Origin of the sequence: Xanthomonas sp. NCPPB 1067 (assembly GCF_020783795.1) — a bacterium.
Taxonomy (GTDB): Bacteria; Pseudomonadota; Gammaproteobacteria; order Xanthomonadales; family Xanthomonadaceae; genus Xanthomonas; species Xanthomonas melonis.
Map to the genome: position 1 here is coordinate 1 of NZ_JAJGQG010000028.1, position 23,500 is coordinate 23,500.

At 63.7% G+C, this 23,500-nt stretch carries 8 protein-coding genes; 4 read left to right on the forward strand and 4 right to left on the reverse strand.

All coding sequences use genetic code 11. The features are described from left to right. Positions 1–10,214, reverse strand: a 10,214-nt coding sequence (locus LL962_RS17275) for a two-partner secretion domain-containing protein (RefSeq protein ID WP_228317788.1), incomplete at its 3' end; no start/stop codon positions are given. Positions 10,215–10,285: 71 nt separating this feature from the next. Further along, positions 10,286–11,986 carry a ShlB/FhaC/HecB family hemolysin secretion/activation protein gene (locus LL962_RS17280; RefSeq protein ID WP_228317789.1) on the reverse strand — a complete coding sequence of 567 codons (1,701 nt, stop codon included), beginning with the start codon at positions 11,984–11,986 and terminating at the stop codon, positions 10,286–10,288. A 697-nt stretch (positions 11,987–12,683) separates the two neighbouring features. Between LL962_RS17280 and pgaA the strand changes: the two genes are divergently transcribed. Genes pgaA through pgaD form a run of 4 tightly spaced genes read left to right on the forward strand, consistent with a single transcriptional unit; the run spans position 12,684 to position 18,222 of the window. Next, complete coding sequence (pgaA, locus tag LL962_RS17285) at positions 12,684–14,642, forward strand: poly-beta-1,6 N-acetyl-D-glucosamine export porin PgaA (RefSeq protein ID WP_255626408.1); 1,959 nt, start codon at positions 12,684–12,686, stop codon at positions 14,640–14,642. After that, positions 14,624–16,522 carry a poly-beta-1,6-N-acetyl-D-glucosamine N-deacetylase PgaB gene (gene pgaB, locus LL962_RS17290; protein ID WP_228317791.1) on the forward strand — a complete coding sequence of 633 codons (1,899 nt, stop codon included), beginning with the start codon at positions 14,624–14,626 and terminating at the stop codon, positions 16,520–16,522. Before pgaA ends, pgaB begins: the two co-directional genes overlap by 19 nt. A 3-nt stretch (positions 16,523–16,525) precedes the next feature. Further along, on the forward strand, positions 16,526–17,779 hold the full coding sequence (gene pgaC / locus LL962_RS17295) for a poly-beta-1,6-N-acetyl-D-glucosamine synthase (RefSeq protein WP_228317792.1): 1,254 nt from the start codon (positions 16,526–16,528) through the stop codon (positions 17,777–17,779). Then, positions 17,776–18,222, forward strand: coding sequence for a poly-beta-1,6-N-acetyl-D-glucosamine biosynthesis protein PgaD (gene pgaD / locus LL962_RS17300; protein ID WP_228317793.1), 447 nt, complete (start codon positions 17,776–17,778; stop codon positions 18,220–18,222). The genes pgaC and pgaD overlap by 4 nt, the downstream gene beginning before the upstream one ends. Positions 18,223–18,519: 297 nt before the next feature. Here pgaD and LL962_RS17305 read toward each other — a convergent pair whose 3' ends face one another. Together LL962_RS17305 and LL962_RS17310 are read right to left on the reverse strand one after the other, a co-directional pair. Continuing rightward, positions 18,520–18,945: a hypothetical protein gene (locus LL962_RS17305; RefSeq protein ID WP_228317794.1), complete on the reverse strand. Its 426-nt coding sequence runs from the start codon at positions 18,943–18,945 to the stop codon at positions 18,520–18,522. After that, entirely contained in the window at positions 18,945–23,492 is a 4,548-nt protein-coding gene (locus LL962_RS17310) for an RHS repeat-associated core domain-containing protein (protein WP_228317795.1), read from the reverse strand. The genes LL962_RS17305 and LL962_RS17310 overlap by 1 nt, the downstream gene beginning before the upstream one ends. Positions 23,493–23,500: the final 8 nt, after the last annotated feature.

Genomic DNA, 23,500 nt, shown 5'->3' on the forward strand with positions numbered 1-23,500 from the left:
GTCAGCGAGAGGTCGTTGCCCGCCTGCAGTGCCGCGCTGCCGCCGGCCTTGATGGTCACGCCATGCAGTTGCAGGTCCTTGCCTGCGGAGACGATCAGGTCCTTGCCCGTGGTCACCGACACGGCGTCGCCACCACGCAGCAGGCCGTTGTCGTCACGCAAGGCGCTGGGTGTGAGGCTGAGGTTGTTGCCCGCGATCAAGGCCGCGCTGCCGCCTGCCTGCACGCGGGTGCCGGTCAGCGTCATGTCGTTGCCGGCCATCAGCTGCAAGGCGTTGCTGGCACTGATGCCCGACAGGATGCCGGCGCCGTTGATGGCCCTGGACGCTTCACTGACCAGGTTGTTGCCAGCGGCCAGCGCGACATCGCGGCCCTGGATCTGGCCCTGGTTGAGCAGGTCGTTGCGCGCTTGCAGCGACACCGTGCCGGTGCCGCTGATGCGGCCCTGGTTGAGCAGGTTGCCGGCGGTGACGCTGACATCGGCACCCGCGATCACGCCCTGGTTGCTCAGGGTGTTGGTGGCGTTGAGTTCGACGTTGCCGCCAGCGATCAGCGCGCCGTTGCCACGCAGCTGCAGCGAGTTGGACGCCAGATACACCACCGGCACCAGCACGGTCTGGCCCTGGTACTCCTGCTCCACCATCCACACGATGTCCTGCGTCAGTGCAGCGGCCTGGGCGGCAGTCAGGCCCACGCCCATGCTCAGCTGCAGCTGGCCTGCGGCGGCCACGCCGGACTCGAGCAAGGCGCGGTATTGCGCCACGCCATCGGCGTAGTTGCTCAGGTAGCGGCGGCCGGTGAGCTGGGTGATCTGGTCCAGCACCAGGCGCTGCTCATAGAAGCCATCGCCCAGCCGGGTCTGGGTCCACTCCGGGTCCACGCCCAGCTTGTCCAGCAGGAAGTCGCTGCTGATGAAGTTGTCGTAGTTGACGAAGCGCGGATCGGTCTCGATCAGGTAACGACGGCCCGGGCCGTTGCTGCGCCAGGCGTTGATGCCGCCCAGGCTGGTGGCCGCGCGGCCCATCGCGGTGCGGTCGGTGGCGGTGCCGTTGGACAGGCGATACAGCCCGCCGATGGGCAGATCGATCTGCGCCAGCGAGGTCTGGCCGCCGCCCACAAGCTCGGTTACCGGGATGCTCGATGGATCGACACCCACCCGGCCCTGGTTGGCACCCACGACGATGCCGGTGCCGGCCGTGGTGGTCTGCACTGTGGCCTGATCGACCGTGCTGCGCGCCAGGCCGCTGTCGTTGGACATGACCGGCGCAACCGACATCGCGACGATGCCGCCGGAGGTGGCCAGCGTGGCGTCCTGGGTGTTCGCACCGACCTGCGCTCCCGCGTTGCCGGAAGTGCCCGTGGCGACCCGGATGCTGCTGGCGCCGCCATTGGCGCGCCCGGTGACTGCCTGCTGACCCGCACTGGCTGCGCTCTGCCTGCCGCGGCCGCTCAGGCCGCCTTGCGCGCCGACCGCCGCCAGCGACGCGCCGCTGACCGCGCGCCCGTCGATACCGACCGCGCCGTTGCTAATGTTCGCGCCGTTGATGCTGACGCCTTGGTTGCCGGTCATGCTGGCGCCTAGGGCGACATAGCTGCTGTTGGTTCTAGTCGTCGACAGCGTTGTTTCCGTGGTGCCGTACTCACAGACAGGCCTTGGTCCCGGCCCGTTCCCGTTGTGCTCGACCGTTGCGCAATCCCCAAGCCTTCCTTCGACAGTGACATCCACAGTGGTCTGACGCACCGTTTGCGTCAGTGCGAGCTCCTGATTCAACGAGGCCTCGCTGCCGTTGATCAACGCATCGGACAACCCGGCTGTACCGCGACGATTGACATCCAGCGCGCCGGCCGCTGCAACAGTGGAGGCGGTATTAGTGACAGAGCCGGATACCAAAATGTTACGGCCTGCAACGATTCGCCCTTCGGCACTTGCTGCCGTCAGCTTGTCCCGCTGTTCGACGACTGTCGTCCTCGTGATGCCGGGATCAGGGCCCATGTATGGCGTAAACACATAGTAATCGCCGCGCGGATACTGAATATCACGCGCCTCGATCAACTCCGAAGTAGTACCGATCGAGTCCTGTTCCTGCGGCGTCAGCGTTTCCGTTTGCGTCAAGAGGACGCGTCGACGGTTATTCAGCTGACTCGCTGCGAGCCAGATGCTCCCATCCGCCTCGATACTGCCCGATAGGTTATTCACCACCCCAGTGCGCGAGACCAGCGTGCCGCCGCCATCCTGCGCCCCACCAATGGCGATATTGCCGAGGCTGAAGATGCGCGCGTCGCGGTTGAGCAGTTGATCGCGCACGACAAGATTCATATTGCCGGTCGAACCGAGCAGGGCCGAGCCATAGGCCGCATTGCCGGTGGCACCACCGAAGTCGGCGCCATTGACCAGGGTGCCGGTGTTCACCGACACGTTGCCGCCGACGATGCTGCCGGTGTTGTTGATGCTGTTGGCCACCAGCGACAACGCGCCGTTGCCGGAGATGTTGCCGGCGTTGTCGATGCCGTTGCCGCCATTGAGGCGGGTGTCGTTGGAGAGGATGTTGGCACCGGCACGGTTGCTGATGCTGCTGGCGGTGATCTCCAGCCGGCGCGCGGCCTTGAGCGTGGCCTCGTTGACCAGGTTGCCGCCCACGCGCAGGTTGAAGTCGCCATTGCTGACCAGATCGGCACCGGCACGATGGGTGTAGTCCCCGCGCAAGGTCAGATCCAGCAGGTTCTGCGCCAGGATGCTGCCGCCGCCGTCGAAGCCGACGGTGTCGATCAGCACGTTGCCTGCCCCGCCGCTGATGCTGCCGGCACCGATCTGCCCGCCGGCGTTGCTCAGCGATTGCAGCCACAGCTGCACCGACTGCTCGCCCTTGATCCTGCCGTTGCGGTTGTCCAGGAACGCGCCCGCACGCTGCAACAGGACATTGGCGCCGGCGTAGACGCTGCCGCCCTGGTTGTTCAAACCGTTGGTGTTGGCGATCAAATCGCCGGCGGCGACCAGTTGCCCGGCGTTGTTGGCGATGGAGGCGGCATCGATGACCACACTGCCACGCCCGCCCAGGTTGCCGCTGGTATTGGTGAGGTCACCGCCGGTGACGATGCGGGTCAGGCCACCGCCGTTGTTGACGATGCTGCCCTGAGTGTTGTCGATGCGCGCGCCTGAGGCGGTGAGTGCGTTGCCGGCGTCGAGCTGGCCACCGCTGTTGAGCAATGCGCCGCTCACTGCCACGTTGAGATCGCGACCGGCACTGAGCTTGCCGCCCTGGTGATTGTCCAGCTGGCCGCGTGCGGTGATGCCGAGGTCGCGCGCCGCTTGCAGGCTGCCGCCGGCGCTGCTGATGTTTTCTGCGGTCACGACCGCATCGGTGCTCGCACCGATCAGGCCGTTGCCGTTGTCCAGGCCACGATCGAGCTCGATGCGCAGACCACCGCCCAGGTTGCCGCTGGCCACTGACTGCACCGTGCCCCCCGCATTGGCGAGACTGGCTGCACGCACGCTCAAGCCACCGCCGCTGGCCTGCAGCAGCCCGCTGCGGTTGTCCACCGCGCCGCCGCTCTGCACGGTCAGTGCGCGCGCAGCGACCGACCCGCCGACATTGGCGAGGCTGGATGCGGTCAGGCTTGCATCGCCTGCGGCGGCAACGGTGCCGGCCTGGTTGTTCAATGTGCCTGCAGCGCCCAGGGTCAGCTGACCCTGGGTGAGCACGCGCCCGGAGGCGTTGCTCACTCCGCCGCGACTGGTGACCGCGAGCGTGCCAGTGCCCGCATGATCGATGCGGCCCTGGGTGTTGTCGACGCTGGCAGCGGTGATGGTCAGGTCCTGGCCATTGCTGGCGACGGTGCCTGCGGTGTTGTCGAACGCGCCGGCGAGGCCAAGGCGGGTCTGGCCGACGCCGCTCTGGACCAGACGGCCACCGGCGTTGTTCAAACTGCCACCGTCGATGCCGAGCTGGGTGGCCTGCAGTTGCCCGCCGACGCCGTTGAGCCGGCCGTTGTCGATGGCACCGCCGGCCTGCACGGTGAGCGTGCCGCCCGCCAGCAGATCGCCGCCACGATGATCGAGACTGCCAGCGGTGGTCAGCGCCACGTTGCCGCTGGCGCGGGTGGTGGCGCCGGCCAGGGATAGCTGGCTGCCCTGCGCGAGCAGGGTGCCGCCTGCGAGCAAGCTGCCGGATGCGCTCAGCTGACGGTCTGCGGTCAGACGCAACGTCCCGGCGCTGCCCAGGCTTCCATCGCCGGCGATGCCCGCGCCCACGGTACCGGCGATGGCGATGTCGCCCGCACGCAGGCTGAGATCGCCCGCCGCGGTGGTCTGGCCGGCGTTTTCGATGCGCGCGCCCTGCAGGCTCACGCTGTGACCGCTGACCACGCCCTGCTGCCGCAGCACCGTGTCGCTGGTCAGCGTGAGCTGCTGCGCGGCCAGTTGGCCGGCCACGGTGAGATCGCTGCTGGAGCGCAGCTCCAGCGTGCTGCCTGCGCTGAGGTTGCCGCTTTGCGCCAGGGTGCCGCCGGCCTGCGCAGAGAAGGCGCCTGCCGATGCCAGATTGCCGCCGAGCTGCAGATTGCCGCGGCTGATCACCGCGACCGCGCCGCGTTCGCTGCCCAACTGGCCACTGCTGCTGAGCTGCCCGGCCTCCACGCGCAGGCTGTTGCCGCCGATCAGCCCGCCGCGGTTGTCCACCGCACCGGACGCGGTCAGCCCCAGGCCGCTCACGCCGTATGCCTGCCCGGTCTGGCGCAGCGCGCCCAGGCCGAAGGTCAATTGATTGCCGGCACGCACCGCGCCGGCATTGTCGAGCAGACCGGCGATGGACAAGGTGGCGTCGCCCTGCGCCAGCAGCACGCCCGTGCCGGTGTTGCCCGCACTGGCGGCCGTGGCGGTGAGGTTCTGCCCGGCCACCACCTGGGCGGCGTTGCTGAGCGCATCGTTGGCACTGAGCACGATGTTGCGATCGGCCTGCGCCAGGCCGGCGACGGCCAGTTGCCCGGTGCTGCGCAAGGCCAGATCGCCGGCAGCATCGAGTGCACCGCGGCTGTCGATCGCCGCGCCATCCAGGGTGATGTCGCCGCCGCTCTGCAGCACGGCGGCCTGCCCGGTGGCGATGCTGGCGCCACGCAGGCTGGCGTTGCCGCCACTGGCCGCCTGCCCGTCGAACACCAGGCTGCGCTGGGCCTGCAAGTCCAGCAGCGTTGCCGATTGCAGCGTGCCGGCGGCGGTGAGGTCGCGCCCGGCCTGCAGGGCGAGCGCCTGCGCCTTGAGCGAGCCACCCTGCTGCAGATCGCCACCGGCGCTGGCCTGCAGCGTGTTCGCTGCGGCAACCACGCCCTGCAGCACGGTGTCGCCGCGGCTGCTCAGCACCACCGTGGAGGTTTCGCTACCGAGCTGGCCGCTGCTGCGAAGGCTGTCTGCGTCGATGCGCAGCGCGTCCTTGGCGATCAGGGTGCCGCGGTTGTCCAGCAGCCCGGCGACATCGGCGGTCAGTGCCTTGCCGGCAATCGCGGTGCCGCTCTGGGTCATGCTGGCGGCGGTGATCTGCAGGTCGTCGCCGCTTTGCAGCGTGCCGGCGTTCTGCAACGCGCCGGTCGTCAGCACGAGGCCGCGCTCGGCGGCCAGGGCGCCTCCGTCGGCGTTGTCGATGGCGCTCGCCTGCAGCGTGAGATCGCGGCCGGCGACCACCTGCCCGGCATTGCGCAGGCTGCCGTCGGCGCTCAGCACGACATCGCCCGCGGCCTGCGCGACACCTGCCAGCGCCAATGCGCTGGTACTGCGCAGGCGCAGATCACCGCCGGCATCGAGCGTGCCACGGCTGTCGATCGCCGCACCGTCCAGGGCGATCTGCCCGCCGCTTTTGAGCACGGCAGCGGCGCTGGTGGCGATGTTGTCGCCACGCAGGTTGGCATCGTTGCCTGCCTGCGCCTGACCGTTCAACGTCAGGCTGCGCTGCGCCTGCAGATCCAACGCAGACGCGGACTGCAAGGTACCGCCGGCAGTGAGGTCGCGGCCGGCCTGCAATGTCACGGCCTGCGCGTTGAGCGAGCCAGCCTGCAGCAGATCGGTCCCTGCGGTGGCTTGCAGCGTGGTCGCCGCAGCCACGACACCTTGTAGATCGATCGCGTTCCGGCTGCTCAGCGACAGTGCGCCGTTGACCGAGCCGAGTTGCCCGGTGCTGAAGATGCTGTCGGCGGCGATGCTCAGATCCTTGCCGGAGACCAGCTGACCCGCGTTTTCGAATGCGCCCGTCGACGCGATCGATAGCGCATTCCCGCTGTAGACACGGCCGCGCTGCAGCAACGTGCCGGTGTTCAATGCAAGGCCGCGCTCGCCGTGCAGGTTGCCATTATTTTCCACCACTCCGGCGACATCGACGCGCAGGTCGCGGAGCGCACCCAGGGTCGCAGTTGCGGCATTGTTGGCGCTGGCGGCCTGCACGTGCAGATCGCGGGCCGCCACGACTTGAGCGCCATTGTTCAACGCAGCGGTCGCCGTCAGCGCAACATCGCGCCCGGCCTGGACCACCCCGGCCAGCGCCAGATCACCGGCGCTGTGCACAGTCAGATCGGTCGCCGCATCGAGCGAGCCACGGCTATCGATGGAGCCGCCATCCACGCTGATCGCGGCCCCGCTCTGCAGCACGGCTGCAGCACCCGTCAGAATTGTCGCTCCGGTGACACTTGCGTCACCGGTGCTCGATGCTTGCCCGTTCACGGCGAGCGTGCGCTGCGCCTGCAGATCCAGGGTGGATGCCGATTGCACGGTGCCGTTCGCAGTGAGGTCGCGACCAGCCCTCAACGTCACCGACTCTGCCTTGAGCGAACCGGCTTGCTGCAGATCGCCACCCGCAGTCGCACGCAATCCAGTGGCTGCTGCAACCACACCATCGAGTTGCAGCGCGCCCTGGCTGGCCAGCGTGACATCGGCAGCTTCGCTGCCCACCTGCCCGGTGCTGCGCAGCGTGCCCGCATCGATCTGCAGCGCATTCCTGGCGACCAGATTGCCGCGATTGTCCAACGTGCCAGCAATCGTCGCATGCAACGTGTTGCCCGCAGACGCGCTACCGCGCTGGTCCAGGCTTGCAGCGCTGATCTGCAAGTCGCCGCCAGCCTGCACCCGGCCGGCGTTGTCGAGCTGCGCCACGGTGGTCAGTGCCACGTTGCCCTCGCCTGCCAGCACACCGTTGACGGTGTTATCCAGGCTGCCTGCCTGCAACGACAGATCGCGGCCTGCAAACACCTGCGCTGCGTTACTGAGCGCGCCGGTGGCGTCCAGGCTCACGTCGCGGCCGCCCTGTGCCACACCTGCCAGCGTCAGATCGCCCTGGCTGCGGATCTGCAGATCGCTGCCCGCATCCAGCGTGCCGCGGCTGTCGATGGTTGCGCCGTCCAGCGCGATTACGCCTGCGCCTTGCAGCACCGCATCCTGGCGCGTCGTCACTGTGGCCGCACGCAGTGAAGCATCACCACCGGCCTGTCCCTGCCCGGCAAACGTCAGTGCGCGCTGCGCTTGCAGATCCAGCGTGGATGCCGATTGCAGATTGCCGACGGCCGTGAGATCGCGCCCGGCACGCAGTGCCAGCGATTGCGCGCGTAGCGAGCCTGCCTGCTGCAGATCGCCCGCGGCGCTGGCCTGCAGCGTGGTCGCAGCGGCAACCACGCCTTGCAGCGTCATATCGCCTTGGCTGCCCAGACGAACACCTGCAGCTTCGCTACCGAGTTGACCGCTGCTGCGTACGCTGCCGGCATCGATCTGTAACGCATTGCGGGCGACCACCGTGCCTGCGTTGTCGAATGACCCGCTCACCGCAGCCGAAAGCGTATTGCCCGAGCCGGTACTGCCGCTTTGCGTGAACGCACCTGCGGTCAGCTGCAGATCGCGCGCCGCATACAGGCTGCCGGCGTTGTCCAAGGTGCCGGCCGTGCGCACGCGCGCACTGGCATCCGACGAGAACGCGCCACTTTGCGCGTTGCGCAGCGAGGCTGCCTCGACATCCAGTGCTCCGGCGGCGACCACCTTCGCGCGGTTATCCAGTGCCGCGCCCGCCTGCAATGTCGCCGAGCCGGCGCTCTGCACAGTGCCGTCCAACGCGAGGTCGGCAGCACTGGCGATGCGCAGGGTGCCACCTGCATCGATGACACCATCGTGCTCGACCGCCGCGCCGCGCAACTGCAACGCGCCATCGCTACGGAGCTGGCCACGCTGACGCAGCGTGCCGTTCGCCTGCAAATCGATCGCCCCTGTCGAACCCACCACGGCATCGCTGGCGAGCTCACCGCCTGCGGCGATCACCAACCCACCGGCGGTGGTCTGCAAGGTACCGGAGAGCGCGGTATCGCCGCCGCTACGAAGATTCACGCGGCCGGCGTTGACGACGCCGGATACCTGCGCATCCGCTGCGGCGTCCAGGTCCAAGGCAGCGCCTGCCACGGTGTTGCCGCTCAGCACCAGACCGCCACGGCTGCGCAGCGTGGCCTCCCCACGCTGGCTACCGATATCGCCGCGACTTTCCAGCTGCGCCGCGTCGATGGTCAGCGCATTGCCCGCAACGAACATACCGCGATTGACCAGATCACCCGCAACCGCCGCCTGCGCGTCGCGTGCGGCAGACAGACTGCCTGACGTGGTCACGGACGCTGCTTGCAAACGCAGATCGCGGCCGGCGTAGCCGCTACCGGCATTGTTCAATGCACCTGCGCTGCGCAGTTCAAGATCGCCACCGGCAGAGACTGCGCCACGCTGTGCGATGTCGATGCTCGCCGCATCGAGCGCCACTGTATCGGCCGCAATCAACTGACCCTGCAGCTCCAGCCGGCCGCCGGCTTGCACACCGGCACCCTGCCCGGCCTGTGCCAGTCCCGCCAAGCGCACATCGCCATTGCCGTTGATCCGCAATGCAGTTGCCGCATCCAGCGTGCCGAGTGCATCGATGGTATTGGCGTTCAGCGCAAGCGCTGCGCCACTCTGCAAGGTGCCGGAGATCGCAATCTGCGCCGCCTGCAGATTGGCGCCGGTACCACCATAGGCCACGCCACCGCTGCGCAGTAGTCCATCGGCGCTCAGATCCAGCGCACCGGTGGTATGCAGGCTGCCATCGGCATTCAATTGCGAACCGAACAGACGGATCGATCCTGCGCTGCTGCGGCCCACATGGTCCACCGCACCACCGGCTTGTGCATCCAGCATGCCGGCGGCGACCAGGTCGCCCGCAAGCGTCATGCTTGCCGCACGCAGGTGCACGTCGCCTTGTTGCGAGCCGAGCACGCCGCGCTGATCCAGCGCGCCGGTGGCGCGTACATTCATGCCATCGCGCGCCACCGCAGTGCCGCCCAGACTCACCTGGCCCGCACTGTCGATCTGCAGATCGCCGCTCTGCGCCGCCAGGGTGCCGCGGCTGACCACGCCCACCCCGGCTTCGGTGGCGATCAGGCGGATGCGGTCGGCATACATGCCGCCCAGCTGCGCCACGTCGATGCCGATCGACGGCGGCGATCCATCGGTACCGGGCAGCACATCCAGCAGCATGCCGTCGTAGCTGACCCGACCGACGCCGGCGTTGGCCACCAGTTCCCGGGTCCAGATCGATCCCTCGACACCGAGCTGCCGAGACAGCAGATCCAGGCGGTCCACGGCGAACGCGTCCAAACCGTTGCTGCCGATCGTCAGCGCACCGCCGGTGACGCTGAAGACATTCAACGCGCCATCGGCGCCGAGATTGGGGGTGCCGGTGGTCAGGGTGACGCGTGAGGTATTGAGGAATCCGCAGCCATCGCAGGAGATGCCGTTCGGGTTGGCGATCACCAGTTGTGCCCGGGTGCCGGCGATTTCGGTATAGCCCTGCAGACGGCTGCTGGCCGAGGTGACCTCGTTGAGGATCAGCGAGGCGGCGCCGCTGCGCTGCAGATTGTCGTTGCCGGCCACGTAGCCGCCCAGCTCGGTCCTGGAGATCTGTGCGCTGTTGTTGAGGATCAACCCGTTGGGGCCGACATTGAAGGTGCCGTAGCGGTTGTGCGAGATGCCGCGCGCATTGGGCGCCACGATATCCACCACCGGCACGCCGTTGGCGGCGACCTGTTGCCCCGGGGTCTGCCCGCCGGGGTTGGCCGTCGGTGCGACCTGCGCCCATGCCGGGAACGATGTCCAGGTGATGGTGACGCAGAGCAACAGCGCCACCGCGCGCTTGCCCTGTTCGGCCACGTAATCACGCACGCTCATCGCTTCGATGTCCATCGTTTCTCTCTGGCCGCCTGTCGGCGGCATCAATCAGCACAGCGCGCTGCCGGTCGGCAGCGCGATCCAAATCAGAACTGGTAGATCACGCGCGCGCCGTAAGCCGGCTGCGCGCTTGCAAAACCGTCGGGGCGGTGAATGGCCCAACCCGCGAACGCATCCACGCTGGCGCCGAACCATCCGCCGCGCAGACCCAGCGCACCGCCGACCAGACTGCGACCACGCAGCCCGCTGGCACTGGTGCCATCGATGCGGCCCGCGTCCAGGCCCAGGTAGGGCGTCAGCCCGATCCGCTGGATCGGGAAACTCAGGGTGTTGCGCCAGTACGCGCCTTTTTCCGCACCCAGGTTGGCTTCGCCATCGAAGCCACGCACGCTGTAGCGGCCGCCGATGGTGAGGAATTCCGAACCGAGCAGCAGTTCGCCGGCGGTCTGCGCGCGCAGGCTGCTTTCCCACGCCATCGCTACCGGGCCCAGCTTGAATGGCAGCGCCGTGCTCACATCCAGCGTGGTCACGCCATAGCGAAACGTCGGGAAGCCGATCTGCGGGTCGTAATCGGTCCACTGGCTGTCGAACCAGGGCGTACCGCGCCGATGCGCAATCCGCGCATCCAACTGCAGCGCGCCCAGATAGCGCCGATGTGCGAGATAGAACTCCGCACTGCTGGTATCGCGCCGCTGGATGCCGATTTCCACCCCGTCCAGGTAGCTGCGCGCACGCCGCCGGCCGATGACCACGCCGGCGGAGGTCTTGCTGGTGGCGTCGCGATGCAAGACGCGCTGCAGATCCAGCTGCACGTTGCTGGATTGGCCGCTGGAGCGAAAGGTCTGCAAAAACCCGTCCACGCGCTGGTGATAGCGGTAGGACGATGCCGACAGCGCGAACGTCCACCAGCCCCACGGCAGGCTGTAGCCAAGACTGTTGCCGCGGGTGCCGCGCTCGTCGTCGCGGCTGGCCAGATCGTGGCTGTAGCCGACGCTGAGCAGATCGTTCAAGCCCAGCGGATTGTCCAGCGAAAGATCCAGCCCACCCTGCACACGACCAGTGGCGTCCACACCCGAATCCTCGGCATTGACCACACCGCGCCAGCGCCGGCCGTGCTGCAGGGTGATGACCAGATCCGATTCGCCCGGCGCGTCTCCCGGCGCGATATCGATCTTGGCGTCCTGCGACGGCAGGCGCTTGAACTGCTCCACCGCCTGTTCGATCGCGCGCAGGTCCAGCAGATCCCCGCCGCGCAACGGCAAGGCCGTCTTCCAGCCGGCGCCATCGGTGTCGGAAACCACACGCACCGCCCGCAGGCGTCCGGGCAGCAGTTCGAAGCGCAGTTCGCCACGCGACAGATCCTGCTCGGGCACCCCGATGCGGGTGGTGACCAGACCACGCGCCACCAGTTGATCCAGGGCGCGGCGGCGGATGATGTCGATGCCGGTGCGGCCGATGCAGCGCCCCTGGTAACCGCGCAGCGATTTCCACAACCACGCAAAGCGTGCAGCGTCGTCGCCCGCGCCGGACAGGCGCACGCGATTGATCGGGAAACACAGTTGTTCCTTGGGCAGCACGGTGCTGCGTGCGTCCACGCGCTCGGGCTCCTCGCGCGGGCCGGCGAAAGGCGCCTGGCGCTCCTGCTCCTGACGGCGCTGGATCTCTTCGGCCTGACGCAGCTGTTCCTGCCGGTCCAGGCTCGTCGGCGCAGTTTGTTGGGCAGCCGCCGGCCTGGCGACCGCCCACAGGCAGGCCGCCAGCACCAACGGTGCCGATCGCATCCACATCTGTCATGCCCCCTGTGCCACGGTCGCGCCTGGGCGCGCCGCCGCCCGCACCGCCACGCCTGGCCGCCAGAACGGCGACGCCAACCGAGGACGCGGCGAGTGCGGCGGTACTGTGCGGTCGCGTTAATGGTGCGTCAACGCGCGCTGTAGGGGCCACCCTGTAGGAAAAGCCTGACAATCAGACTTATGTGATGAAAATCACACTAAAAGTGAAGAATAGCGGGCCTCACCCTGCTGCATCGAATCGCATGACTGCGCAATCGCAGACGAAACTTCGGCAAAGCCGCTAACAACTCCACCGAAACTGCCAATGTTCGGGAAAGCAGCTCTGGTATGTCCTTGCTGTGCCTCGCGCTCCGCAAACAGTCGACCAAAGCGATACCGGTTCCGCCCGTGCCTGGCTCCGACCGCCTTCATCGCAGGCATTCGCTAGCGGAATCAACCGATGAACATCGCACCAACGTTGTGACGACGTCGTTTTTACATGGGCATACGCAGTATCGCCGATCCTTATAGCCGGGATCGCTAGTGAACTTCTTCCGTTCTTTGCCTGCATTCCGTGCGGCTCGGTCGTCCTGACCGCCTAGGCGCACTCACCCCCCTGTTCGGCCTCGCGTTGTTTGCCACCTGTGCGCCCCCCGCGCGCAGCGCAGAAGTGCGGCCCTCAGAGGTGACTGACGCCTCCGCCTTGACCCCCATGCAGCAGGCCGAGCGACTCCGTGGCCAGCAGCGCTATGCGGATGCACTAGCGATCTACGAGCGGGTGCTGCGTAAGGACCCGCGCGACAAGGGCGCCTACACGATGCGGGCATTCACGCTTAGCGACCTTGGCAGCGCGCAATTGGCCGCCGAAGCGGTCTGGCGTCATCCCGATTGGTTCTCGCAGCAGGAACGCGACCGTCTCGACAACGATCGCATCGCCCGCATGATCGGCTGGGCCAGTGCCGAACCGATCGATGCGGCGCACCGCTACGCGGAAACCGATCAGGCATTGGCCAACGTGGCGCGCATCGAACGCAGCGCACCGCCGCAGGTTGCCGGCGAGGCGACGCGGCTGCGCATCGATCGCCTGATCGCGCTCAATCAGCGCCAGCGTCACCGCGATGTGGTGGCCGGGTACCAGGCGTTGCGCGCGCAGGGCATCGAGGTACCCACATACGTGCTGCCAACCGTCGGTGACTCGCTGATGGGGTTGCGCCGCCCTGCCGAAGCCGAAGCGGTGCTGCGTCAGGCCCTGCAGCACAACCCGGACGATTTCAATACGCAGGTCCTGCTGGGCTACGCCTTGCTCGAACAGGAGCGCTTCGATGCGGCAATGCCCGTGTTCGAACGCCTGGCCGCCACGCAGGCTCCCTGGCCGCGACGCGCTGGTGCCACCAGCGGTTACGAAAACTGGGACCGCTTCAGCGCCGACATCGCGCTTGCCACCGCGCGCTCCGCGGCCAACGACAATCGCAACGCGGAACGCCTGCTGCGCGAGCGCGTTTCCATCGGTCCGGACAATGCCGAGCTGCAGGCCGCGCTGGCGTCGATCCAGGCCCGACGCGGCCACACCACACAGGCACTGCAGCGCAATCGGATCGCACTGACGCTGGACCCGCACCAGAAACAGGCGCGCAGCGGCATGGTCGAAACCCAGCGCGATCTCGATCGGCTGGACCTGGCCGACGCACAGTTCCAGACCCTGCGCACCGAGTATCCCGATGATGTGGGCCTGCAACGGCTGGGCGCGTCGCTGCAACGCCAGCGCGGCTGGCAGGTGCACCTGAGCCAGTCCTGGGGTCGCAGCGACAACGACGAGCGCACCACGGCGGTGTCGCCGCTGGGCAATCATTTTGGCGGAACGCTGCTCGAAGCCGAATCGCCCTTGCTCGGCGAGCGCTGGCGTATCGGCCTGCGTGGCCGCGACGACTGGGCGGATTTCCAGGACACGCGGGTGCGCTATCGCAGCTTCTGGCTCGGCACGCATTATCGCTACGACCGCCTGGATTTCAGCGCCTACGGTGGTCGCGCGCTGGACGACTTCGACCGCGATGGCACCGCATGGGCACTGGATGCCGGTTGGCGCTTCTCCGATGCATGGTATGCCAGCGTTGCCTGGCGCACGCGCGATCCGGAAGCCTCGTTGCAGGCACGCCGTCTGGGCATCACCGCCGACAGCATCGGCGCCAGCGTGCGTTGGACACCCAGCGATGAACGCCGCTGGGAGCTGCAGGCACGGCGATTACGCTACAGCGATGGCAACCGGCGCAATCAACTGGATCTCTCCGGCAGCCAGCGGCTGTGGGCCAATCCGCATCTGCTGCTCGACGGGCTGCTTGCAGCATCGGTGTCTGCCGCCGAGGACGACCGCGTTGTCGACTATTTCAATCCGCGTCGCAGCGTCGGTGTAGCTGCCGGCATGCGTATCGAACAGATCGGCTGGCGCCGTTACGACTACGCCTTCCGGCAGCGGTTGGAGGTGACCGCCGGGCCGACCTATCAGTCGGATTTTGGCAGCCAATGGGTGCCCGCGCTGGCCTACCGGCATCTGTGGTCGCTGGGCGACGGCAGCGCCCTGACGTATGGCGTCAGTTGGTCGCGACCGGTCTACGACGGCCGGCGCGAACAACAACTTGGACTGGACCTGGATTTCCGATGGGGAGGTACGCCTTGATCCGCCTGCCGCTGTTGCTGCTCGCGCTGCTGCTGATGAGCTTCGCTTCGTCGGCGCGGGCCGGCCTGCTGGTACTCAGCTACCACGATATCCGCGACGACGTCGCAGCCAAGGGCGACCCGGATCGCTATGCGGTGTCCACCAGCAACTTCGCTGCGCATCTGGACTGGCTGCGCTCGCATGCGTATCACCCGGTGAGCGTGCAACAGGTGCTGGATGCACGCGCCGGCCGGCGCCCACTGCCTTCGCGGCCGGTGTTGCTCACTTTCGACGATGGCCTGCGCAGCGTGTATACGCGGGTGTTTCCGCTGTTGCAGGCGTATGGATATCCGGCGCTGGTCGCACCGGTCACCAGTTGGGTCGAACTGCCTGCCGGCCAAGTGGTGCCCTATGGCCCGCGCGACTTCACCGGCGACGACTTCGTGACCTGGGCCCAACTGCGCGAGATGCAGGACAGTGGCCTGGTGGAAATCGGCTCGCACAGCGACGATCTGCACAAGGGCATCGCCGGTAATCCGTTCGGCAACCAGACGCCTGCCGCAGTGACGCGCCAGTGGCATGCGGAAAGCGGCTACGAGAACGAAGCGGACTACCGCCAGCGGATCCAGACCGATCTGCGCCGCAGCCGCGACGCGATCGTGGCGCATCTTGGCAAACCGCCGCGCGCGATGGTGTGGCCTTACGCCGCCTACAACCGCGCCAGCAACGCCATTGCCGCGCAACTGGGCATGACGCTCAGTTTCGACCTGGAAGGCCGTTCGCACGAAGCCGATATCGGCCAGCAGGGCCGCGACCGCGTGGACGGGCAATCGCTGGCCAGCCTCGGCCGCCTGTTGCTGTTCAACAACCCCGATGTGCGCGACCTGGCCGGCGAACTGCGACGCGACCTGTCGCGCGACGGCCTGCGCGCCATCCAGGTGGATCTGGACTACGTCTACGACCCGGATCCTGCACAGCTGGCGCGCAACCTCGACATCCTGGTCCAACGCATCAAGGACATCGGCCCCAGCCATGTGTTCCTGCAGGCCTTCGCCGATCCGGATGGCGACGGTGCGGCCGACGCGCTGTATTTCCCCAACCGGCATCTGCCGATGCGCGCGGACCTGTTCGGGCGGGTGGCCTGGCAGCTGCGCACCCGCGCCGGCGTGCGCGTATTCGCCTGGCTGCCGGTGCTGGGATTTCATCTACCCGATGCGCAGCAGCAGGCCAGCCTGCAGATTCGCGGCAACGACCCCAAAGACGTTCCGCGCCTGGATCCGGGCAACCTGCGCACGCGCACACTGGTGAGCGATATCTACGAAGACCTTGCGGCCAATGCGTATTTCGAAGGCCTGCTGTTCCACGACGATGCCTACCTGCGCGACGACGAGCTGCCCGCCTATGGCAATGGCGATCCGGCCCGGCGCACCCAGGCCCTGATCGGCTTCACCCAGCAGTTGAAGAACGCGGCTGAACGCTGGCGCCCGAAGCTGGTGACGGTGCGCAACCTGTTCGCACAGCCGGTGCTGGAACCGCACAGCGAAGCCTGGTTCGCGCAACGGCTGGACGCATTCGCCGCGGCATACGACTACACCGCCTTGATGGCCATGCCTTACATGGAGAAGGCCGACGATCCGCAATCCTGGCTGGCGCAGCTGGTCAAACGCGTGGGTGAACATCCCGGTGGCTTCGACACCACCATCTTCGAACTGCAGACCGTGGATTGGCGCACCGGCAAGCCGCTGCCCGATGGCGTCCTGCTTGCGCATAGCCAGCTGCTGTTGGCAGCGGGCGCGCGTCACCTGGCGTACTACCCCGACGATTTCATTGGCGGCCATCCCTCCCTGCCCGAAGCGCGCGAAGCGATGTCCGCGCGCCAATTTCCCTATCTCGAGCGATGACCGATGACGTCCAGCCTGTTACTGGTCGCCCTGTTCAACTTTGCGTTCTACTACCCGATCATCATGGCGTTCTTCTGGATGATCGGCGGCATCCATTACTACCTGCGGCGCGAACGCGGCACGCCCGGCCCGTCCCGGCCACCGTCGATGGCCAGCGAACCGTTCGTCACGCTGCTGATGCCCTGCTACAACGAGGCCAAACACGTCGCCGAAACCATCGCGGCGATGAGCGCACAGCAGTATCCCGACTACGAGATCATCGCGATCAACGATGGCAGCACCGACCGCACCGCCGAGGTGCTGGACGATCTGACCCATCAGCACCCGCGCCTGCGCGTGGTACACCTCGAACAGAACCACGGCAAGGCCAATGCCTTGCGCGTCGGCACCCTGGCCGCGCGCTCGGACTACCTGGTGTGCGTGGATGCCGATGCGATCCTCGATCCTAACGCGACGCGCTGGATGGTGGGCCACCTGATCGCCGGCCCACGCGTAGGCGGCGTGACCGGCAACCCACGCGTGCGCAACCGCACCACCTTGATGGGACGCATGCAGGTAGGCGAGTTCTCCGCCATCGTGGGGCTGATCAAGCGCGCGCAGCGTGTGTACGGCCGGCTGTTCACCGTTTCCGGCGTGATCTGCGCGTTTCGCCGTTCGGCCCTGCACCACGTCGGCTTCTGGTCGGACAACATGGTCACCGAAGACATCGACATTTCCTGGCGCCTGCAACTGGACGGCTGGGACATCCGCTATGAGCCCAACGCGTTGTGCTGGATCCTGATGCCGGAAACCTTCCGCGGGCTGTGGATGCAACGCCTGCGCTGGGCACGCGGCGGGGTGGAGGTGCTGCTCAGCCATGGCCGGCGCGCGCTCGCCTGGCGCAGCCGGCGCATGTGGGGCGTGCTGCTGGAATACGGCCTGAGCCTGATCTGGGCCTACGTGATGCTGCTGATCGTCGTGCTGTGGGCACTGGGCAAGTTCATCGCGCTGCCGCCCGCCCTGTATGTGGACACCATCCTGCCGCGCTGGCACGGCCTGGTGCTGGCGGTGGTGTGCCTGCTGCAGTTCGGCACCAGCCTGCTGATCGAGCGCCGCTACGAAAAGGGTCTGGCACGCCAGTTCTTCTGGGTGATCTGGTACCCGGCCGCGTTCTGGGCGATCGGCATGTTCACCTCCGTGATCGCCTTCCCCCGCGCGCTCATCGCCCGACGCAATACGCGCGCCCGCTGGAAAAGCCCCGACCGAGGAATTCAATGACGCCACCCATCATCAACCTGCCGCAACGCCTCGGCCGCTCGCGCCGCCTCGCCTATGGCGCGGCCACCGCCGGCGCCTGGATGGTCTACTTCTATCTGTGGGCACCGCTGGCAACGCTGATCGCCTGGTTCTTCGGCCTGCGCAGCGCCTATATGGAGCTGTATCTCGAGCACAACGCCCTGGACCCGTTCGCGCTGGGCGCGCTGCCGGTGATCGCACTGATGAGCGCCATCACCACCGTCGGCTGGGCCGAATACAACCGCCTGCGCTTCGCCAACGCCGACAAACGCAAACGCCCCCGCACGGTGGCCGAACCGGAAGTCGACCAGCGCCTGGGCGCCCCCGAACAACTCGGCGCCTTGCTGCGCCACAGTCGTATCTCATCGGTGACGATGGACAAGTTTGCGAGGCCAGTGGGAGTGCGGGTGGTTAGGCACAGGTAGGCTTGATGAACGTATCGCAGCGTTCGCCTCAGAGCCTTTTATGTCTGCTGCAAACAGCAAACCTCTCTACCCCACTACAACCACAATAAATTTGGTGAATTCGCCGCTTTACCCAGACCCACTGGCAGTTAATCCTACCAATATTTTTGCATCACAAGTTACACGCTGGCACTTAAAAACCTGAACCCACTTAAAGCCATCAAACTGCAAAATATGGAATAAATTACACATTCGCGAGCAAGATTTTGTCACGCCACCTTAATCAACAACTCTCGATGACCTGAAAGTAAACCACCGCTACTCAGCGCCCTCCAAATAAACTAAAGATTGACTTGCCTCATCAATTAATTTTTTAGCAGATTCATTAGGGCGAATTGCATATGAACGCCTTGCCGCTCTAAGCGATTCCAATAACATTGCACGCCTTTCTTTACGATCATTACTCCTCTTAGCCTCCGTAGACAGCCTTGCCGAATAATAATACAACTCATCCGCATCCCCAAGCAACCTTGCTTTAGCTCTCCACCTTTCACTGGCCTCTTCATTTCCCGAAGTAGCATCATAATGGGCTATAAGAATTTTTACTGCTGCCAGATCACCAGAATCAGCCTCTCTAGTCAGACGCTCTAATTTTGAATCTGAAACAACAAAGGCATCACTCGGACTTTTAGCACCGCAGGCAGCTAACAAGATCGTCAGAAATAAACAAGTATTTTTTTTCATCACTTCCCGACCCGAGGCATTGGGCGAAATGGAGTGTACTGCCCAGGATTTGAATAATCAGCTTTTCCTACTCCACCTACCCTTGGCATCGGGCCAATAACACCCTGCCTATTAAACCAAACTTGAGCGTTTGGCGCATAAACGGTCACACCAAGCCGATTAGCTAATTGTTGAGCAAACCCATTGGGATCTTTTCCCGTGTTGCACGATTTCAACCAAACAACATCCTTACGGTTCCAAGAACTATCCTCAATAATATCTGCAACCTGATCAGCGCTGAATGCGAGGCCATACTTATTAAAGAAGGATGGACCGTTCACTGCATTCGGACCTCCATGCGCATAAATTGTCAAGACGCCAGGCCTATCTTCATCAGCCCTAGCCCCCGAATAAATAACCGGATCTCGGATAGGGGAAATCCAAACCCACTTTTCCAGGCCAAGTGGATCTTTAGAAAAGAGAGAATCGCCTTCGACGTAGGAATATGCAGAAACTCCGCCATTTAACCCAATAGGATCGCTCTGAATATATCGCCCGACGGAAACATCAAAATCTCGAAAATAGTTCTGATTTAGCCCACTTATTGCATCGTAGCGCTGCCCTGGAAACCGCATATCCAACACGAAACCTGCACCATCTTGATCAGGATCTTGATTCGGCGCCGTACTCCCAAACGCCTCTCCCTTCAAGTTCCAGGCCCACACAGCCACATTGCGCGCTGGATCAACTGCAACGCGCGGGCTACCCAAGTGATCAGGCTCGATATAGACCAGCTTGGCATCTGTACCTGTGACTCCCACCGGCATGTCATCCAGCCAGATCGCTTGCTGCAGTGGCTTGCCGGCTTTGTCGTAATCACCCATCCAGTGGCCGGACTCGTCATAGAGCGTGTAAATATTTGCAGTACCGAGGAAGCGACGGACCTGCTCGCCCTTGCCGTTGTAACGGTACTCGCGTACCACCACGCCATTGCGCTTGACCTGGCTCATGCGGCCGGTCACGTCGTAAACGAATTCGCGCTCGGTTCCGTTGATCGAAGTGGTATCGCCTACTGCGTTGTAGATACGTGGTGTCGCACCTACTTTGGTCAGGCGATGACTGTTTACCTCATAGGTGTAAGCGACTTCGCCGGCTGCCGATTTACTGCTCTGACGGTTACCTGTCTTGTCGTAGGTGTAGCCATCCAGCACCGTGCCGGTCACGCCGTCTTTGAACTCGGTCAACCGGCCAAGCGGGTCATAGCCCAGAGTGGCATCCGCAACAGTGCCGCCGGCCGGGGTCAGTTTGGACAGATTGCCGACCGGGTCGAAACCAAAACCGACATCCAGACCTCCGGCGCTCGTGTCCTGAATTGCTTTCGGGCGATAGTCCTGATCATAGGCGCGTGTCAGTACGCGGCCATTGCCATAGGTCCAGCCTGCGATCGGGCCAAGCGGCAGATAGCTGATGTTCTTCAACAGGATCTGGCGGGTACCTGCCGCGGGCGTATAGCCCACTTCTGTAACCTGCCCCAGCCTGTTACGGACATAGTCCACCTTGGCGCCATCGGGATAGACCGCGCTGGTCAGGCGACCGGCTGCGGTGTAGGCATAGCGCAACGCCAAGGCCTTGCCATTGGTGGTCTGCAACTTACGCACAAGCTCACCGAAGCCGTTGTAGCAATAGTCTGTCGTCCCGCTGCCGTCCTTGATAGAAGCAAGGCGGCCTGTCGCAAAGGTCTCTCCTGCCTGGCAACTGGCGGGCGCGGAATCGTAGGTATAAGTAATGTTGAAAGCGCTAGTCGGATAGCTCAGCTTGGTCAATCGTCCCAACGCGTCGTAGCTTGAACTGATTTTGACCCCGCGGGCAGTCGCTTCGAGTGTACGGTTACCGGCAGCATCGTAGCTGTAGGTCGTTGCGCCGGTATCCGGACTAGTCAGCTTGCTGAGGTCGCCGAGGCTGTTGTAATCGTAACGAGTAGTCAGACCCTTGGGATCGACTAAGGCGGTAACGCGGTCCAGCGCATCCAATTGCTGCGTTGTCTCCACCGCCAGCCCGCCCACATCTTGAAGCGTATGTGCGACACGACGCAGAGGGTCCGGATCCAGCTGTGTCTTGCGCCCCAGCGCATCAGTCACTAAATTTAGATCACCGTTGAGATCATACGAAAAATCAGTCGGATTAGCAGACGCATCCGCCTGTGTCTGCAATTGCCCTAGCTTGTTGTAAATGCGAGTTAGAGTTTTTTTGACATTTCCGGACGGATCTTTGACATCTTCCTTCAGCCGATTTCCTGCAACATCCAGCGAATAATGTAAACTATTACCAGCACCATCAGTTATGCCTGTCAAACGGTGCGCCGCATCATAGTCATACGTCACTACGTCGCCATCAGGCCCGATAACCTGACTGACGTTGCCTGTCTCATCATACTTGATCATCGTTACACGATCCTGAGCAGAAGCACCGCCACTGGCATCGGATCTGGTGATCTTGGACGTCAGCCATCCGCGAGGCGAATAGCTAAAGTCAGTCGTGACCCCATTCGAATCGAGAACTCGTGCCGGCCTCCCATTGCTGTCATATGACGCATATGTGGTGACATGCCCTAACGCATCTGTTATTTGAAAGAGGTCACCAACCCGGTGGCATCGCCCGCCTACCGTGCCACATCCAGATTCGTCACTAGTGCTGAAATAGCGGTATGCCTTGACATCGCTCACATCTGTACGAGGCCCGTCTACCGAGAGAACCAAACCAACCTGCGGACAATTGACTGCGTCGACTTTTTCACAGTAGCTTGTGCGCCACTGACGGACGCCAGCAGGTGCATTTGCCGCGCTTCCACACACGTAGGAAACAGCTGTCGTCACAGCGGTGTTGATCTCGCAGCTGGCGGTCTGCAAACCGCTGACGTTGTAAGCCCATTTCGATTTCGCTTTGACTGCATTAGTAGCGTCAAGAACAGTTCGTTCAAGCGGTTCACGGATAGCCGTGTCCCAGACAGTATTCATAGTTCTCTGTTGCGCAGAGCCTACCGCATCAATCTGCTGCTGAAGCAAACCATTGGTATCGAAGCTGGTCTGCGTTTTGTTACCCTGAAAATCCATCGTAGACGCGATGTAACCATTCGCATCGTATGTAATGGCCTTGTATGGTTGATTGCATTGCGTACCGCAAGGCAAACCAGAGCTTGCAAAGCGTATTGCGCCAGTCGCAGCATCAACAAACTTCAAGTAGCTACGCGCACCTAAGGGGCCAATCACAGAAGAATTGACTATTCCATTAGTGGAATATGCATCGTAATCAATTTTCGTAGTGTCAACTCCACCAGCAAATGATGCAGAGGTTGCTTTTCTAGATGATTGATATGTGATCGTTTCATACCTAACACCTTTTTCATCAATTACGCCAGTCAGCACGCCAGGAAGCTTATTCCCCGCCGTAAAGCTGCTCTCATTGTAAAGATAGCCGATCGATTTTCCATCAGGGTATTTCACCGAAGCAAGGTATCCATTTGCGTCATATGAGTAAAACATCCTGCCTTTATCAGGTAGCGTTACTCCAGCCAATCTTGACGAACTATCGTAATCAAAGAGCATTTGCCGGCCGCTTCTATCGGCCACACTCAAAAGAATTCCGCCGCCCATACCTGTAGCATCAGGTAGACTATAGGTCAGTAAATACACCCTCTGACCTGCCTTATCGTAGACCTCCTGCAAGAGACCCTTTGCATCATAAATCTCTGTCTGCTGCGTCGCTGAAATCGCCAATGCGAAGCCTGCTCCGTCGGGCCGTTCGACGAGCGTCTCTGAGTAATCAGCACTAGCCTTCCATACTCCATTAGTCAGCTGGAACGTCACCGAGCTTCCATCTGGACGATATGCATTGATCGCCTGTGTGTCAGTTACCGCGCTCGTGGAGCGCTGAATCTCCAGGCTCCGATCAAAGAAATGGCGCCACTGCTGCCCCATTGAGGTCGAGGAAACCGACAACGAGCTATTGTAAAATCGACGAAACACAAGACCACTCGGGTTATCATAGTCTGTATCTTGACGATAAAAATTCCCTGTCGCGGTATTGATTGGATCGCCTTCAAAAACTGATCCAGGTTTGTTCGCCACGGCAGCACTATCACGGCTACCGCGTGGGCCAGTTCCGTCCCTGCTAGCGCCGAGACCGCCGCTACAGGGCATGCTGCAGCTGCCAAGATTCTTCTTTGGCGAGCCGACGGCATACTTTGTCGCTTCCACAAAATAGCCCAGTCCGGTTGGGTCATTGGGCCACATCACAAACGCACCCGTTGTGGTTGCGCTATATTTGATAACTGGCCAAGATGAACAACCCTGAGGTTTCGACATGCAACCTTTGGTCATTTGCCCAACCAGCCACTCGGCGCCCGCGCTCGCTGAACCAAATGAACGACTTCCATAGATCGAATTAACGTAATACGGCGCGCCATAGTAAGACGCAGCCATCACGTCAACTGGCGTTACCGATAACAACTCTATTAGCATTAGGACGGATAGGCGAAGAGCCTTAATACCTTCCGATGGCATGATATTCATATCACTCT